Here is a 15,310-nt window from a genome sequence, read left to right as displayed (position 1 = left end):
TCGTGTGTGCTGCCAGCGGTGGCTCGCGCAGCCCGCGGTCGGCTAGCGCAGCACGACCACGCCGCGGCCGCGGAACCGGACGACGCCGGCATCGACCTCGGTCGCGCCGAAGCCGTAGAGCTCTTCGCCCACGGCGTCAGGCACCGGCACCTCGGCTGCGTCGTCGGCGAAGTTCACCACGACGTGCACCGGCGCCACGTCGGGGCCGAGCAGCCCGCGCGTGAGCACGAGCCAGCGGCGGTCCTCGCTGAAGCGGACGGCGTTCGCCTCGTAGCGGTGGTCGACGAACGCCTGGTCGGTGCGCCGCAGGGCGATGAGCACCCGGTAGGCCCGCAGGATCGCCGCACCGCGCTCGGAGCTGACGTCGGCCCAGTCGAGCTTGGAGTTGGTGAACGTCGTCGGGTCCTGCGGGTCCGGCACCGCTGACTCGTCCCAGCCGTGCTCGGCGAACTCGGCGATGCGCCCCTCGGCGGTGGCCTTGCCGAGCTCGGGCTCCGGGTGCGAGGTGAAGAACTGCCACGGCGTCGAGGCCGCGAACTCCTCGCCCATGAACAGCATCGGCGTGAACGGCCCGAGCAGCGTCAGGGCCGCGGCGATCACGAGCCCCTCGTCGTCGAGCGTCGCGGCGAGCCGATCGCCGGCGGCGCGGTTCCCGATCTGGTCGTGGTTCTGGTTCGCGACGACCAGGGCCGTTGCGGGGGAGGTCCCGCGGTCGATCGGCCGGCCGTGCCGCTTGCCGCGGAACGACGACCACGTGCCGTCGTGGAAGAAGCCGTCCTCGAGCACCTTCGCCAGCGCCGACAGCGGGGCGAAGTCGGCGTAGTAGCCGTTCGTCTCGCCGGTGAGCGCCACGTGCACGGCGTGGTGGAAGTCGTCCGACCACTGCCCGGCGAGGCCGTACCCGGCGGCTTCACGCGGCCGGAACATCACCGGGTCGTTGAGGTCGGACTCCGCGATGAGCGACAGCGGACGGCCGATGAAGGACGAGTAGGCGTCGGTCTCGTCGGCCATCGACGCCAGCACGTGCGGGCGGGTGGTGTCGCGGATCGCGTGCACGGCGTCGAGCCGCAGCCCGTCGACGTGGTGGTCGCGGAACCACATGCGCACGTTGTCGAGCACGTACCGACGGACCTCGGGGTGCTCGACGTTCACCGAGTCGCCCCAGGTGTTGCCGAGCCCGGCCAGCAGGTACGGGCCGTACAGCGGCAGGTAGTTGCCGCTCGGTCCGAGGTGGTTGTAGACGACGTCCTGGATGACGCCGAGCCCCAGCGCGTGCGCCGTGTCGACGAACCGGTCGTAGGCGTCCGGGCCGCCGTACGGGGCGTGCACGGAGAACCAGCCGACACCGTCGTAGCCCCAGTTCCACTCGCCGTTGACGGCGTTGACGGGGAGCAGCTCGACGAACTCGACCCCGAGCTCGACCAGGTGGTCCAGCTTCTGGGCGGCGGCGTCGAGCGTGCCCTCGGGCGTGTAGGTACCGATGTGCATCTCGTAGATCACGGCACCGCGGGCCGGACGTCCGGTCCACGACTCGTCGGTCCACGCGAACCGTGCGGGGTCGACGACCTCGGACGCGCCGTGCACGCCCTCGGGCTGGTACCGGCTGCGCGGGTCCGGTCGGATCGCGTCGTCGTCGCCGATGCGGAAGCCGTACCGGGCACCGACGACCGGCATCACGGCGTCGGTGGACCACCAGTCGTCGTCGCCCTTGGTGAGCGGGTACTCGACGTCGTCGACGACGAGCCGGACCCGGTCCGGCTCGGGCGCCCAGACGGCGTAACGGTCGGGTGCGGTCATGCGTGACCCTCCAGGATGTCGATCTCGGCCTGCGCGTCGGTCTCGGTGGCGTCCGTCGTGCGGTCGGCGGCGGGCCGGGAGGCACCGCTCGCGTCGGACACGGCGGTCACCGCGTCGGCGTGGTCGGCTGCACCGATCGCGTCGGCGGGCACGAGGAGCGCGACCGGGTAGGTGGTGAGCAGGTCGGCCAGCGGGATCCCGCGGTCGGCGGGGACGTGTCGGCCGGTGAGCAGGTCGATGCGCTCGACGGGGACGGCGTGCACCAGCGTGTCGCCCCAGCCGCCGACCCGGTCGAGGCCGATCGGCAGACGCGTCGCGATCGTCACGGCACCGCCGCGGTCGAACGCGATGACGTGGTCGGCCGCGCTGCCGGTGGCTTCGAGCTCCAGGTACCGGGTGAACAGCTCCGGGTGGTCCCGACGGATGCGCAGTGCGCGGGTCGTGACCAGGAGCTTCGCGGCACCGTCGATGCCGATGGCCGGCAGGTCCTCGGGGCCGTCGTCGTCCGGGCCGTCGAGCTCGGCGAGCACGTGACGCCGCTCGGCGTAGTCGACCGGACGACGGTTGTCGGGGTCGACGAGCGAGCGGTCCCAGAACTCGGTGCCCTGGTAGACGTCGGGAACGCCCGGGGCGGTGAGCTGGACGAGTTTCTGGGCGAGACCGTTCGACCACCCCGCGGCGTCGATCTGCTCGTCGAGGGCGTCGAGCACGGCGACCACGTCCGGGTTGTCGAACGCGGCGTCGACGATCGCGTGCATCTGCTGCTCGAACGCTTCGTCGGGCTCGGTCCAGGTGGTGCTGTCACCGGCTTCGCGGGAGGCCTTCTCGGCGTACGCGTGCAGACGCTCACGGCTGGCGGGCCGGGCACCGACGATCGCCTGCCAGAGCAGGTCGGCGAACACGCGGTCCTGCAACGGCACGAGCGACTGCAAACGCTCGAGGGTGGCAGCCCACTCGTCGCCGAGCTCGGCCAGCACGGCGATGCGGGCGCGGGTGTCCTCGCTGCGCTTGGTGTCGTGGGTGGTGAGCGTCGTCATGGTGTGCGGCCAGCTGCCGAGCCGTTCGCGCTGTGCCTGGTGGAAGTCCGCCACCGAGACCGCGAAGACGCTCGGGTCGCCGCCGACCTCGCTCAGGGACGACAGGCGTGAGGTGCGGTAGAACGCCGTGTCCTCGACGCCCTTCGCCATCACCATGCCGCTGGTCTGCTGCAGTCGGACCGCCGCGGCGTTCGTCGGGTCGACGAGTGCCGGTGCGATCCGGTCGATGACGTCGTCGAGGTCCGGGCGGGCCTCGGCGGCGCGCTCGAGCGCGGTGATGAGGTGGTGGGCGCCCTCGGGCAGGTACGTGCGGTACACGTCGAACGAGGCCACGATCTCGGCGACCGCGTCGACGATCCGCTCGTGCGTGATCGTCTCCGTCGCGGCGCTCGGCGCGAGCAGGCGTGCGAGCCGCTCGACCTCGCTGCCGAGGATGCCGTCGGCGATGCCCCGTCGGGTGTCGTGCGTGAGCTGCTGCCAGTCGGTCGGTTCGGCGCCCGACGCCGCGGTCAGCGCCTGTTCACCCGCGGGGTCGACGAACACGCGGTCGAGCACCCCGAGGGCGTCGTACCCGGTGGTGCCGTCGACCGGCCACGAGCTCGGCAGCTGCTCGCCGGGCTCGAGGATCTTCTCGACGAGGGTGTACGCCCCACCGGTCAGGTCCGCCAGGTCCTGCAAGTAGCCCGCCGGGTCGTACAGCCCGTCCGGGTGGTCGATGCGCAGGCCGTCGACGAGCCCGTCGCGGAACCAGCCGCCGATGACCCCGTGCGAGGCCGCGAAGACCTCGGGCTCCTCGACGCGGATCGCCGCGAGGGTGTTCACCGCGAAGAACCGGCGGTAGTTCAGGTCGTGGTCGGCGCGCTTCCAGTGCACGAACGCGTAGTGCTGGCGGTCGTGGACGGTCTCGACGGTGTCGCCGTCGTGCACCGTTCCGGGGGCGGTGGGGTAGGCGGTCTCGCCGACGCGGAGCACCGGACGCTCGGCGTCGGACGTGTCGAGCGTGACCGCCTCGAGCAGCCGGTCGTCGAGCACGGGGACCCGGAGCTTGCCGTCGCCGGCCTCCCAGTCCACGTCGAAGGCCCACGCCACGGGGGAGCTCTGCCCGAGTTCGAGCAGGGACCACCACCACGGGTTCGACTCGGGGGTCGCGACGCCGACGTGGTTCGGCACCACGTCGACGATGACCCCGAGCCCGACGGCGTGCGCGGCCTCGGCCAACGCTCGCATCGCCTGGTCGCCGCCGCGGTCGGTGTCGACCCGCGTGTGGTCGACCACGTCGTAGCCGTGGTTCGACCCGGACTCGGCCTGCAGCACCGGCGACAGGTACAGCCAGTCGGCGCCGAGGTCGTGCACGTAGTCGACCAGGTCGCGGGCAGCGTCGAGGTCGAAGTCGGCCGAGACCTGCAGCCGGTACGTCGACGCGGGGACGCGGTTCGCGGCGCCGGGCGTTCCGGCGGTCATCGGGCGGTTCCGCTCGGTGCGGTGGAACCGGCCGGGTTCACCGGGGTGACGGCGTCCTGCGGGGCGTCCGGTGCGGGGGCGCCGTTCTGCTCGGCGTCGACCGGGGTGCTGGTGACCTCGTGGTCGGGCTCGGCACGCAGCACGATCATCGACCGGGCGGGGACGTCGAGCGGGGTGCCCGCGTCGAGCACCTCGTCGCGGGCGCCGGGGTCGGCGGTGTCGATCCGGACGGTCCAGCCGGGGGAGTACTCCTCGGGCGGGAGCGTGAACGTCACGACGTCGTCGTGGGCGTTGAAGTACGTGATGAAGCCGACGTCGGTGACGCGCTCACCACGGGCGTCGCGTCCGCGGATGCCCTCGCCGTTCAGGTACATGCCGACGCTCTTGCCGAAGCCGGAGTCCCAGTCCTCGGGGTCCATCGCTTCGCCCGAGGGGGTCAGCCAGACCACGTCGGGCAGTGGCTCGCCCTCGCCACGACGGACCGGACGGCCGTTGAAGTACCGGGTCCGGCGGAACGTGGGGTGGTCGTGCCGCAGCTTCACCACGTCGGCGGTGAACTGGATGAGGTCTTCGTCCGCGCTGTCCCAGTCGATCCAGCTGAGCTCGGAGTCCTGCGCGTAGACGTTGTTGTTGCCGGACTGCGACCGGCCGAGCTCGTCGCCGTGCGCGATCATCGGGACACCCTGGCTCAGGAGCAGGGTCGCCAGGAAGTTCCGGCGACGCTGCAGCCGCAGGGCGTTCACGGACTCGTCGTCGGTCGGGCCCTCGGCGCCGGAGTTCCACGACCGGTTGTGGCTCTCGCCGTCGTTGTTGTCCTCGCCGTTGGCCTCGTTGTGCTTCTCGTTGTAGGCCACCAGGTCGTACAGCGTGAAGCCGTCGTGCGCGGTGATGAAGTTGATGCTCGCCTTGGGCGTGCGGCCGTCGTGCTCGTACAGGTCGGCCGAGCCGGAGATCCGGGAGGCGAACTCGCCGAGCGTCGACGACTCACCGCGCCAGAAGTCACGGACGGTGTCGCGGTACTTGCCGTTCCACTCGGACCACTGGGGCGGGAAGTTGCCGACCTGGTAGCCACCGGGGCCGACGTCCCACGGCTCGGCGATGAGCTTGACCTGCGACACGATCGGGTCCTGCTGCACCAGTTCGAAGAAGGCCGACAGCCGGTCGACCTCGTAGAACTCGCGGGCGAGTGCCGAGGCGAGGTCGAAGCGGAACCCGTCGACGTGCATCTCGGTCACCCAGTAGCGGAGCGAGTCGAGGATGAGCTGCAGCGAGTGCGGGTGCCCGACGTTGAGCGAGTTCCCCGTGCCCGTGTAGTCCATGTAGAACTTCTTGTCGTCGTCGACCAGGCGGTAGTAGGCCGCGTTGTCGATGCCGCGGAACGACAGCGTCGGGCCGAGGTGGTTGCCCTCGGCGGTGTGGTTGTAGACGACGTCGAGGACGACCTCGATGCCGGCGCGGTGCAGCTCGCGCACCATCGTCTTGAACTCCTGGACCTGTTGGCCCTGGTCGCCCGACGACGAGTACGCCGAGTGCGGCGCGAAGAAACCGATGGTGTTGTAGCCCCAGTAGTTCGACAGCCCCTTGTCCTGCAGGGTCGAGTCGTTCACGAACTGGTGCACCGGCATGAGCTCGAGCGTGGTGATGCCGAGGCGCTGCAGGTGCTCGATGACCGCGGGGTGGGCGACGCCGGCGTAGGTGCCGCGCTGCTCTTCCGGCACGTCCGGGTGGGTCTCCGTGAGCCCCTTGACGTGCGCTTCGTAGATGACGGTCTCGCCGTACGGCGTGCGCGGCGGGCGATCACCCTGCCAGTCGAAGAAGGGGTTGATCACGACGCCCTTCATCATGTGCGACGCGGAGTCCTCGTCGTTGGTCGAGTCCGGGTCGCCGAACGTGTACGAGAAGAGCGACTGGTCCCAGTCGATCTCGCCGCTCGTCGCCTTGGCGTACGGGTCGAGCAGGAGCTTCGACGGGTTGCAGCGCGCGCCGGAGTCCGGGTCGTACGGGCCGTGCACGCGGAAGCCGTACTCCTGCCCGGGGCCGATGTTGGGGAGGTACGCGTGCCAGACGTAGGCATCCACCTCGAGCAGGCGGACGCATTCTTCGTTGCCGTCGGAATCGAACAGACAGAGTTCGACGCGCTCGGCGACCTCGGAGAACAGCGCAAAGTTCGTGCCGCTCCCGTCGTAGGTCGCCCCGAGCGGGTACGGGTTTCCGGGCCAGGTGTGCAAACGGTCCTCCAGGTGTGGGTGCGGCCAACATATCGGCGGCGCTCGTCCGCGTCCGCAGACAAGCCCCAGCTGTGGATGCGTGATGCGCCCCGCGGCCTGTGGAGGAACGGACGAGTAGCGTCGCGCGCATGGCCAACATCGTCTCGAAGATCGCAGACCAGGTCCGCCCGCTCGGGGTCTCCACGAACTACGGAGAACCCGTCGAGGTCGGCGACCAGACCCTCATCCCCGTGTCCGTCAGCTGGTTCGGCTTCGGTGGCGGCGGGGACGACGAGAACGGTGGCGGCGGTGGCGGCGGCCTGTCGGCCCCCGTCGGCGCCTACGTGCGCCGTCCGGGCAAGGACCTCGTGTTCGAGCCGAACCCGATCTCGCTGATCGTCGTGGGCATCCCCTTCGTGTGGGTGGCCGGGCGTGTCCTCCGCAAGCTGGTGCGCGCGCTCAAGAAGTGACCACCTGACGGACTGGAGGCCCGTGGCGACGCCGCCACGGGCCTCCAGTCCGTCACGCGGTCGCGACCGCGTCTAGACTGCTGGCACACACACGGGAGTCCGGGACCGCCGGGCTGAGAGGGAGCGATCGGCGCTCCGACCGTCGAACCTGATCCGGATCATGCCGGCGCAGGGAGGAGTCAGCAGCATGCCTTCAGGCACGTCCACAACCGTCACCACCGCTCCGCGGCGATCGCTGCGTTGGCGGGTCGTCGACATCGTCGTCGCGAGTGTCCTCGCGGTGGCCCTCGGAGTCGTCTTCCGGCTCTGGGAGTTCGGCTACGAGCCCATCAGCGCCGTCATGGACCTCGTGCTCCCCGGCACGAAGGCCCTGTTCGGCGGGGTCTGGCTGCTCGCCGGACCGATCGTCGCGATCGTCGTCCGCAAGCCCGGCGCCGCGCTCTACGGCGAGATGGTCGCCGCCTCGGTCGAGGCGTTGTTCGGCACCCAGTGGGGATGGCTCACGCTCGAGGCCGGGCTCGTCCAAGGCCTCGGCGCCGAGATCGTCCTCGCGCTGTTCCTGTACCGCGTCTACCGCCTGCCGGTCGTCGTGCTCGCCGGTGCCGCGGCCGGACTCGCGCTCGGCATCAACGACACCGTCCTCTGGTACCCGGGGCTCGACGTCGCCTTCAAGGTCGTCTACGTGATCTGTGCGGTCATCTCCGGTGCCGTGATCGCGGGGGCGGGATCGTGGCTCATCGTCCGGGCTCTCGCCCGCACCGGGGTGCTGTCGTCCTTCGCGGCCGGCCGCGAGCACAGCCGTCGCGAACCCCGCGCAATGGTGTGACCGTGCCCGCTCCGTCGGCGACGTCCCCTTCCACCGGCGGCGACGCCGGCGCAGGTGCCGGCGTCCGCGGGGCGCGCATCGCGTTCCGTGGCTGGGGCTGGCGGTACCCGGAGCGCGACGCCTGGGCCGTCCGTGACGTCGACCTGACCGTCCAGCCGGGGGAGCGGGTCGCCGTCGTCGGGCCGTCCGGTGCCGGCAAGTCGACGCTCCTGCGAGCGGTCGCCGGCGTGCTGCCCGACGAGCCCGACGCCACCGACGACACCGCCGCTTCGGTGCAGGGGACACTCCTGGTCGACGAGGCCGACCCCCGCGCGGTCCGCGGGCGTGTCGGTCTCGTCATGCAGGACCCCGAGGCGCACACGGTGATGTCCCGGGTCGGCGACGACGTGGCCTTCGGCTGCGAGAACGCCGGCGTCCCCCGCGACGAGACCTGGGACCGGGTGCGGACGGCGCTCGACGTCGTCGGCCTCGACCTGCCGCTCGACCGCTCCACCGCGCAGCTGTCCGGTGGGCAGCGGCAGCGGTTGGCGCTCGCGGGCGTGCTCGCGATGCGGCCGGGTGCGCTCGTGCTCGACGAACCCTGCGCGAACCTCGACCCGGACGGCGTGGCGCAGGTGCACGACGCCGTCCGGGCACTGCTCGACGAGACCGGCGCGACGCTGCTCGTGGTGGAGCACCGGATCGGCACCTGGCTGGACCTGGTCGATCGGCTCGTGCTGCTCGAACCGGGCGGCGGCGTGGTCGCGGACGGTCCGCCGGCCCGGGTGCTGGCGGACCACGGCGAGGCACTCACGGCGGCCGGGGTCTGGGTGCCCGGTGCCGAACCGGAGCGTGGTTCTGCGCGGCGGCTGCAGCGTGCGCGCGGACGAGCGGGCGAAATGCCCGGGGCGTCCGGCGGAGCGACCGCGGCATTCCGCCCGCTCGGTGAGGGGGAGCCCGGCGAGGGGGCGCGGGAGATGACGTCGGCTGGACGAGCGGGCGAAATGCCCGGGGCGTCCGGCGGGGCGACCGCGGCATTCCGCCCGCTCGGCGAGGGGGAGCCCGGTGAGGGGGTCGACGCGGGGGAGCGTGACCTGGGGACAGCGGTGCTGCTCGCGGCCCGGGGGCTCGGCACGGCTCGGGGGAAGCAGTCGGTCGGGAACGGCATCGACCTCGGGCTCCGGGCAGGGCAGGTCCTCGCCGTCACCGGACCGAACGGCGTGGGCAAGTCCACGCTCGGGCTGACCCTCGCGGGCTTGCTCCCACCGGCAGCCGGTGAGCTCCGCGCCACGGACGCCCTCGCCGACGGCATCGGCACAGCGCCCCACGCCTGGACGAGCCGGGAACTCGCCGCCCGGATCGGCACGGTGTTCCAGGACCCCGAGCACCAGTTCGTCGCCCGCTCCGTCCGCGAGGAGATCGAGGCCGGCCCCCGAGCACTCGACGCGCCGGACGCCGCCGAACGAGCCACCGCGCTGCTCGACGAGTTCGGGCTCGCACACCTGGCCGACGCCAACCCCTTCACGCTGTCCGGGGGCGAACAACGACGACTCGCGATCGCCTCGGTCATCGCGGCCCGGCCGCCGGTCGTCGTGCTCGACGAGCCGACCTCCGGGCAGGACCGTGCCACGTGGCAGGCCGTCGTCGGGCGGCTCGGAGCCCTGGCCGACGCCGGCACCACGGTGGTGGCGGTCACCCACGACCGCGATCTCGTCCGGGCACTCGACGCCGACGAGGTCGTGCTCGGGCCGGACGGCGCCCGGACCGTCGGGCGCGACCCGGGGCCGTCGGACGCGACCACCCCGAAGACGGGACCGACAGCCGGAAGCCGCCCCGGGCCTCCAGACCGGATCGACACGGCCGACCGCACGGACGCGCCGGACGCGGCGGACGCGGCGGACCGAACCGACCGCACGAACCCCCTGCGACGACCGCTGCCGGCCCGCGCGACCGGCATCCCCGGCGTCCAGCCGGTCGCCTCGCTGATCGGTGTGCTCGCCCTCGGCGTCTGCCTGGTGCTCAGCCTCGACGTCGTCTCCGCCGCCGTCGCCCTGGCGCTCGAACTCGCACTCCTGCCGCTCCTGCGCCTGCCGGTCCGGACCCTGCTGCTCCGACTCGCACCGGTGCTCCTCGCGGTCCCGCTGACGGCGGTGAGCATCGCGCTGTACGGCAGGCCCTCGGGTCGGGAGTGGTTCGACCTCGGGTTCGCGCACGTCACCGACGGGTCACTCACGCTGGCGTTGGCGACCGCGCTCCGGGTCCTCGCGGTGGGGGTGCCGGCCATCGCGCTGTTCGTGCGGGTCGACCCGACCGACCTGGCCGACGGGCTCGCGCAGGTGCTCCGGCTGCCCGCGCGCTTCGTGCTCGGGGCGCTCGCCGCCGTCCGGATGATGACCTTGCTCGTCGACGACTGGCGACAGCTCGCGATGGCGCGGCGTGCCCGAGGGCTGGCCGACTCCGGACGGCTCCGCCGCGGGGCGACGATGGCGTTCGCGCTGCTCGTGCTCGCGCTGCGCCGGGCGACGACGTTGGCGGTGGCGATGGAGTCACGGGGGTTCGGTGCTCCCGGACGGCGGACCTGGGCGCGGGTCGCGCGGTTCGCCGGGCCGGAGTGGGCGATGGTGGCGGCGCTGGTCGGCATCGGCGCGGTGTCGATCGCGGTCGCGGTGAGCGTGGGGACGTGGCGTGCCTGACGCGGAGCCTGCAGCCGGCACGACGGGCACCGACCGGCCGACGCAGACGTCGGCCGGCGACGGCGCGACGGCCGCGACGCGCACCGCCGCCGGTGACCTCGCCCCCGGCCTGGCCGCTGCTGCCGCCGGTGTCGCCGCTGCCACGGGTCGGCGCGCCGTCGTGCTCATCGACGGCCGGTCCGGCACGGGCAAGACCACCCTCGGAGCACAGGTCGCGGAGCAGCTCGGTGCGCAGCTCGTGCACCTGGACGACCTGTACCCGGGGTGGGACGGCCTGCGTGCGGCTGCCGACGCCGTGGTGACGGACGTCCTCGGAGCACCGAGCGGGTACCGGCGCTGGGACTGGGCGGCCGATGCAGCCGCGGACTGGGCGTCGGTGGACCCCGACCTGCCGATCGTCGTCGAGGGGTGCGGGGCGTTGTCGCGGGCGTCGGCACCGCTGGCGTCCTTGCGGGTGTGGCTCGAGGCCGACGACGCCGTGCGCTGGGACCGGGCGATCGGACGCGACGGCGAGGTCTTCGCACGCGAGTGGGACCGCTGGGCCGCGCAGGAACAGGCCTTCATCGCCGCCGAGGACCCGGCCGCCCTGGCCGACGTGGTCCTGCGGACGTAGCGCGCGGGCCCGCGCCGCACCGCGGCGGCCGACGGCCCGCGGCGCAGGCCGGCGGCGAGCATCGAGGTTTCGCGCTCAGCGACACCTCACGGCCTCCGGAAGGCGAGAACTGTCGCCCAGCGCGAAACCTCAGCCCGCCTCCCGCCGCGCCACCGCCCGCGGATCCACCGCGAACACCGCCGCCACGATCGTCAGCACCGCGTACACCCCGAGGTACCCGCAGAGGATCCACGGCGACCCGCCCCCGAGCTGCACGAACACCGCGGCCAGCAGCGGCGTCAGCCCCACCGAGAAGATCGACCCGATCTGGTACCCGAGCGACATGCCCGAGTACCGCCGCCCGGTCGGGAACTGCTCCGCGAACCACGCCGCCTGCGGCCCGTAGATGCTGTCGTGGAACACGCACATCCCGATCAGCGCCACGAGGGGCAGCAGCACGAGTGGCCCGGCGTCGAGGAACGCGAAGAACGGCCAGATGAGCACCGCGATGCCCACCGCCGACCAGATCGTGAGCACCCGCCGCCCGACCCGGTCGGACAGCCACCCCCAGAACGGCGTGGACACGAGCGACACGGCCGAGATCACGAGCACGGCCTGCAGCCCCGCGTCCGAGCCCGATGGCCCCCGGACGTTGCCGAGGTAGGTCAGCGAGTACGTCGTCAGGATCGAGTACAGCGCCGGCTGCACGAGGCGCAGGCCCGCCGTCACCAGGATCGACCGCGGGTGCTGCCGGATCGCCTGCCACACCGGGAACCGCTCGACCCCACCCGAGGCGCGCAGCTCCTGGAACACCGGGGCGTCCTGCACACCGAGCCGGATGACGAGCCCGACCGCCACGATCACCGCCGAGAACAGGAACGGCAGCCGCCAGCCCCAGGCCAGGAACGCCTCGGTGCCGAGCAGGGACCGCACGAGCGTGAAGACCCCGGTCGCCAGGAGCATCCCACCGGCCGACCCCATCTGCGTGAACGCCCCGAACAGCCCCCGGTGCCGCTCCGGCGCGTGCTCGACGGACAGCAGCGCCGAGCCGCCCCACTCCGCACCGGCCGCGACGCCCTGCAGCAGCCGCAGGAACACGAGCGCCACGACGGCACCGACACCGATGGTCGCGGCGGACGGGATGACCCCGATCAGCGTGGACGCGATGCCCATCAGCACCAGCGACGCGACGAGCAGCTTCTTCCGCCCGATCCGGTCACCCAGGTGGCCGGCGATCACCCCGCCGAGCGGCCGCGCCACGAACCCGACGCCGTAGGTCGCGAACGACGCGATGACCCCGACAGCCGGTGTCACGGACGGGAAGAACGTCGGCGCGAACACCAGCGCCGAGGCCGTCGCGTAGAGGTAGAAGTCGTAGTACTCGACGGTCGTGCCGACGAACGACGCGAGGGCGACCCGACGACGGGTCGCGCTGGTCGACGGTGCAGCGGGACGGCCTGGAGGCGCGGTGAGGGTGGTCTGGCTCGGCATGCCTCAGGAGCATGGTCGCGTCCAGGGCCGCGGGGAACACCGCGCGTAACGGGAGGTCACTTCGCTGTCGTCGGGCGGTGCCCGCCGACCACGATGGGACACATGAGCGATGCACCGAACCGCCCGCTGCGCTTCGCGGCCTTCGTCATGAACACGACCTCGCACATCCAGCACGGCCTGTGGCGGCACCCCGACGCCCGGCAGGCGGACTTCGACGACGTGACGCTGTGGACCGACCTGGCGAGGACCCTCGAGCGCGGCAAGTTCGACGCGATGTTCTTCGCCGACGTCGTCGGGACCTACGGCCCCGGTCGCGGCGACTACTCGACCAACCTGCGCGAGGGGCTGCAGATCCCCTCGAACGACCCCTCCGTGCTGCTCTCGGCGCTCGCCGTGTCGACCGAGCACCTCGGGCTCGCGTTCACCTCGAGCGTCATCCAGGCGCACCCGTTCGACTTCGCCCGCAAGGTCTCCACGCTCGACCACATCAGCCGGGGCCGCATCGGCTGGAACGTCGTCACGAGCGCCCTCGACAGCGCCGCCCGGAACTTCGGGGCCGACCGGCTCGAGGAGCACGACGAGCGCTACGTCTGGGCCGAGGAGTACCTCGAGGTCTGCGCGAAGCTCTGGGAGGGCTCGTGGGAGGACGGCGCCGTGCTGAAGGACCCCGTCCGTGGCTACGCCGACCCCGACAGGGTGCACCGCATCGACCACCACGGCAAGCGCTACGACGTGCAGGGCCCGCACCTGTCGGCACCGTCGCCGCAGCGGACCCCGGTGCTGTTCCAGGCCGGGTCGTCGCCGGCCGGCCGTGCCTTCGCCGCCCGGAACGCCGAGGCCCAGTTCATCCTCACCTCGAACCGGGACGCCACCGAACAGCTCATCCGCGAGACCCGTGACCTGGCCGAGGCCGCCGGCCGGCAGCGGGACGACATCGCGTTCTTCCTCGGCCTGACCTTCGTCACCGGCTCCACCGAGGCCGAGGCGAAGGCGAAGGAAGCGGAGATCGACGAGTACCTGGCGGCCGACGGGTTCCTGGTGCACTCGAACCTCGGCTTCGACCCGGACACCGGCGAGCCCCTCGACCCGGACACCCCGCTGTCCGAGGTCCGCACCCACGCCGGACAGTCGCACCTGCAGTGGCTCCGCGAGGCCGCCGGGGACCGCGAACCGACCATCGCCGACCTCGCTCGACTGTCCGCGAAGCTCCGCGCCCGGGTCGTCGGGACGCCGGAGCAGATCGCCGACGAGCTCGCCGACTGGCAGCGGGCGGGCGTCGACGGCGTCAACGTCATCAACTGGACGCTGCCCGGATCGTACGAGGAGTTCGTCGACCACATCGCGCCGACCCTGCAGGAGCGCGGACTGATGCAGTCCGAGTACCGCGAGGGCACCCTGCGCGAGAAGCTCTTCGGCCACGCACAGCTGCCGGACTCGCACCCCGCCCGGCAGTGGCGTGGAGCGTTCACGGGCGGCGCCGGCGCGACCGCAGCCCACGCGGACGACGCGAGCCGCGCGGTGGAGGTGCCCGCGTGACGGCCGCGACGACGACCGACGGACGTGTGGCGGGCCTCCCGGCCGACCGTCTGGCGACCCTGCGCGAACGCTTCGCGCCCGTGTTCGCGACCATCCGCGACGGCGCGGTCGAGCGTGAGCTCGCGTCCGGGAAGCCCGGTGACCGGCCGCTGCCGCACGCCGAGGTCCGGGCGCTCGCCGACGCGGGGTTCGGGCGGCTGCGGGTGCCGGAGGACCGCGGCGGCTTCGGCGTGACGCTGGTCGAACTCGCGCACCTGGTGGCGGACCTGGCGGCGGCGGACTCGAACATCGCGCACCTGTGGCGGGGACACTTCGGGTACACCGAGCTCGTGCTGCTGCGGCCGTCGTCCGCCGGCCGGGACGAGTGGCTCCAACGCATCGTCGACGGAGCGATCATCGGGAACGCGACCTCGGAGCGGACCGGGACGACCCTGGCCGACATCTCGACGACGGTGACGCCGTCCGGGCCCGGGGCGGCGCGACTCGACGGCACGAAGTACTACTCGACCGGCACGCTCTACGCGGACTGGATCTACCTGGCGGCGGACCGTGACGGGGAGCGCGTGACGTTCGCCGTCGATGCCTCCGCGCCGGGCGTGACGAGCATCGACGACTGGGACGGCTTCGGGCAGCGGTTGACGGCGTCCGGCACGACCGTGTTCGACGGGGTGTCGGTCGACCCGTCGACGGTGTCGGCGTACCGGGACGCCCCGCTGTCGCACATCCAGGCCTTCTACCAGCTGTACCTGCTGGCGGTCCTCGCCGGGATCGGGCAGGCCGTGTCGGACGATGCCGTGGCCTTCGTGCGACCACGGACCCGCACGTACATCCACGCCAAGGCGGCCGTGCCGGGGGAGGACCCGCAGGTGCTCTCGGTGCTCGGGCGGCTGTCGGCCGGGGCGTTCACCGCCCGGTCACTCGTCGTCGCCGCCGCGGGGCTGCTCGACGGGGTCGTCGCGACGAACGAGCCCGGCGTCGGCGTCGACCGCGTGCTGCTCGACGCCGCCGAGAACGCCGTGTACCAGGCGCAGGTCGAGATCGGGCCGCGGGTGCTGCGGTCGGCGTCCGAGTTGTTCGAGGTCGGCGGGGCGTCCGCGGCCGACCGGACGCGTGGGCTGGACCGGCACTGGCGGAACGCCCGGGTGGTGGCGTCGCACAACCCGGCCGTCTACAAGGAGCGGATGGTGGGGGAGTACGCGCTGCACGGGCGGGGGCCGGTGG

10 protein-coding genes and 1 riboswitch are annotated in these 15,310 nt (G+C 72.5%); of the genes, 6 read left to right on the top strand and 4 right to left on the bottom strand.

Going from position 1 to position 15,310, the window contains the following annotated elements; translation table 11 throughout:
• Window positions 1-42 precede the first annotated feature (42 nt).
• From treZ to glgX, 3 genes are read right to left on the bottom strand one after another with little or no spacing between them, the layout of a single operon-like run.
• Window positions 43-1,797 carry a malto-oligosyltrehalose trehalohydrolase gene (gene treZ / locus DEJ21_RS03935; protein ID WP_111223775.1) on the bottom strand — a complete coding sequence of 585 codons (1,755 nt, stop codon included), beginning with the start codon at window positions 1,795-1,797 and terminating at the stop codon, window positions 43-45.
• On the bottom strand, window positions 1,794-4,295 hold the full coding sequence (gene treY / locus DEJ21_RS03930; RefSeq protein WP_111223774.1) for a malto-oligosyltrehalose synthase: 2,502 nt from the start codon (window positions 4,293-4,295) through the stop codon (window positions 1,794-1,796). Before treY ends, treZ begins: the two co-directional genes overlap by 4 nt.
• Window positions 4,292-6,523, bottom strand: coding sequence for a glycogen debranching protein GlgX (gene glgX, locus DEJ21_RS03925; RefSeq protein WP_111223773.1), 2,232 nt, complete (start codon window positions 6,521-6,523; stop codon window positions 4,292-4,294). The genes treY and glgX overlap by 4 nt, the downstream gene beginning before the upstream one ends.
• 128 nt (window positions 6,524-6,651) lie before the next feature.
• On the opposite strand from glgX, the gene DEJ21_RS03920 reads away from it, so the two are divergent.
• The 4 genes from DEJ21_RS03920 to DEJ21_RS03905 all read left to right on the top strand — a co-directional run bounded on the left by DEJ21_RS03920 (window position 6,652) and on the right by DEJ21_RS03905 (window position 11,083).
• A complete protein-coding gene (locus DEJ21_RS03920; protein WP_027464636.1) occupies window positions 6,652-6,972 on the top strand; it encodes a hypothetical protein in 321 nt (106 codons plus the stop codon).
• 81 nt (window positions 6,973-7,053) lie between these two features.
• Window positions 7,054-7,165, top strand: a riboswitch (TPP riboswitch).
• The gene (locus DEJ21_RS03915; RefSeq protein WP_111223923.1) at window positions 7,160-7,798 is read left to right on the top strand and encodes an ECF transporter S component; all 639 of its coding nucleotides are present in this window, start codon (window positions 7,160-7,162) and stop codon (window positions 7,796-7,798) included. It overlaps the preceding riboswitch by 6 nt.
• 2 nt (window positions 7,799-7,800) lie before the next feature.
• Window positions 7,801-10,470 carry an ATP-binding cassette domain-containing protein gene (locus DEJ21_RS03910; RefSeq protein WP_111223772.1) on the top strand — a complete coding sequence of 890 codons (2,670 nt, stop codon included), beginning with the start codon at window positions 7,801-7,803 and terminating at the stop codon, window positions 10,468-10,470.
• Window positions 10,463-11,083: an ATP-binding protein gene (locus DEJ21_RS03905; RefSeq protein ID WP_258374870.1), complete on the top strand. Its 621-nt coding sequence runs from the start codon at window positions 10,463-10,465 to the stop codon at window positions 11,081-11,083. Before DEJ21_RS03910 ends, DEJ21_RS03905 begins: the two co-directional genes overlap by 8 nt.
• A 129-nt stretch (window positions 11,084-11,212) precedes the next feature.
• On the opposite strand, the gene DEJ21_RS03900 is transcribed toward DEJ21_RS03905, so the two are convergent.
• Entirely contained in the window at window positions 11,213-12,553 is a 1,341-nt protein-coding gene (locus DEJ21_RS03900) for an MFS transporter (RefSeq protein WP_111223771.1), read from the bottom strand.
• 102 nt (window positions 12,554-12,655) lie between these two features.
• Between DEJ21_RS03900 and DEJ21_RS03895 the strand changes: the two genes are divergently transcribed.
• Both DEJ21_RS03895 and DEJ21_RS03890 read left to right on the top strand, forming a co-directional pair.
• Window positions 12,656-14,089: an LLM class flavin-dependent oxidoreductase gene (locus tag DEJ21_RS03895; protein ID WP_111223770.1), complete on the top strand. Its 1,434-nt coding sequence runs from the start codon at window positions 12,656-12,658 to the stop codon at window positions 14,087-14,089.
• Window positions 14,086-15,310: acyl-CoA dehydrogenase family protein (locus DEJ21_RS03890; RefSeq protein ID WP_111223769.1), on the top strand; the 1,225-nt coding region annotated here is incomplete at its 3' end. The genes DEJ21_RS03895 and DEJ21_RS03890, both read left to right, overlap by 4 nt.

The organism is Curtobacterium sp. MCSS17_006, assembly GCF_003234215.1.
Classification (GTDB): Bacteria; Actinomycetota; Actinomycetes; order Actinomycetales; family Microbacteriaceae; genus Curtobacterium; species Curtobacterium flaccumfaciens.
This window is presented reverse-complemented; position numbering and strand designations above follow the sequence as displayed.